Consider the following 1,897-nt stretch of genomic DNA (forward strand, 5'->3'; position numbering starts at 1 on the left):
CTCTGTTTTTTAACTCGAATATCTGTAAACGAATATGGAGTAATGCCGTTTTCCACTGACTATCATTCAATGCTTTTTCTTTGATTGAATTCACTGCAAGTGTTCTCGAAAAATCGCTTAGGTTTTTAGGACTTCCAAGCAGAAAACCTTTTTCTTTTTTCGCTTGAAGAGCATCTTTGGTTCGGCGACTAATAATTTCACGCTCGTGTTGAGCGATGGTCGCAAAAATTCCAATCGTCAAGGTATTTGCGTCTGGAATATCGGCACACACAAAATCAACTCCGCTATCTCGCAGCGTAAAGATAAACGAAACATTTCTGCTCAGGCGGTCAAGTTTAGCTACCAACAATGTGTACTTATTATTACGGGCATATTTTATGGCTTCGTCTAATTGCTCTCGCTGATTATTCTTGCCGCTTTCAATCTCCACAAACTCCTTGATGATGTTGTCGGTTTCTTTTAAAAAATTATTCGCAGTTTGTTTTTGTGCATCTAAACCCAAACCACTTGCCCCCTGCTTTTTTGTACTAACTCTATAATAAGCAACGTAATTCATGTGGTGTTTTTTTTGTAAAAGTAGATGAATTTGTTAGATTTCACAAATCTTAAACGGACATTTATAATTTGTGAAATTTAATATTTAGAAAAATCACCTTCAAAATTTGGGGTTTAGCTCTTGAAAGTGATTGCTCGTAAGGAAAGTTTTGTTATATTCCTTTCTGGTCTTGGTTTATTTTGGAAGCAAACGATACGTTAGGCATTTTCCTGAGTTCGAAAAAGCAAGTAAAAGGTTTTGGTTATCAAAAAACAAACTTCGGCGAGTATCGAACTTCAGATTCAAACCACATGATTCAAAATCAAGGGCGTTGAAATTGCCTTTTCCATTTCCCAAAAGTATCACACCTCTCGAAGCATCTTGCCGGCCTTGGTGAGCTTCATTTGGGAAAAAGTTTCCAGCCAAAAACAAATCTGTTTTTCCATCGCTGTTAAAATCTTTTGAAATGATAGAAAAAATAGGCGACTGCTGTGCTTGCCACGGAAGTGCTTTTAGTTTAAAGCTACCTTTACCATCGTTGATGGCTATAGTAGATGACAGCTCATATACCTCTTTTCTTAAAGCACCTTTTTTATCATTATCCGAAAACAAGTCTTCTAAAAGTACAGTCGAATAATCTTTGTAAGTGGTGAATTTTTTACGAAAAGCATTTATCTGCAAATTCAAGTTTTCTCTCGAATGCACAGGAACCAGTTCGCCATTCACATACTGCCCCATCACGGGGTCGATTCTGCCATTTTCGTCGAAGTCTTTTGCCAAAAGCACAAGTGGCTGCTTAGGTGTGGCTGAGTAGAAAGTATTTTTGCCTTCATTGCCTAATACCAAATCGGGAAAACCATCATTAGTAAGGTCAGTAGCTTCCACCGTATTCCACCATCCCTCAGTTTGTTTGGTTTGTTGAAGCAAAAATTTTCCACGATTGTTTTTCATAACCGTAAGTGGCATCCATTCTCCAACAACTACCAATTCTTTAAAATTATCTTTATCTAAATCAACCACGGCGGCATCACAGACCATTCCGAGGTCGCTTAAAAACGGAGCAATTTGAGCTGTGATATCGACAAACTTGCCGTTATCATTTCTTAAAATATAACTTCTCGGACTAATCGGATATTTATTTGGTATCATTCGCCCACCAATAAAAATATCAAGGTCGTTGTCATTATCAAAATCAAGTGTCTCAATTGTGTGGCTGCTCACCGTGAGCGTCAGAAAATCTTTTGTCAGTGAAAAGTTACCTTTTCCATCGTTTAGCCAAAGTTGTGGTTGAAATGCCTCCGCAACCTCTAAGGGGCGTTCGCAGCTTCCACCTGCCAAAATCAAATCTTGGTCGCCATCTTT

2 protein-coding genes are annotated in these 1,897 nt (G+C 38.3%); both read right to left on the reverse strand.

Features of this window, described 5'->3' with window-relative positions:
- A partial coding sequence (locus ACOVO2_RS05205; RefSeq protein WP_421768946.1) for a recombinase family protein occupies positions 1 to 556 on the reverse strand: 556 nt, incomplete at its 3' end.
- A gap of 174 nt (positions 557 to 730) precedes the next feature.
- On the reverse strand, positions 731 to 1,897 hold a 1,167-nt coding region (locus tag ACOVO2_RS05210; RefSeq protein WP_421768947.1), incomplete at its 5' end, for an FG-GAP repeat domain-containing protein.

It is taken from the genome of Emticicia sp., from assembly GCF_049241225.1.
Classification (GTDB): domain Bacteria; phylum Bacteroidota; class Bacteroidia; order Cytophagales; family Spirosomataceae; genus Emticicia.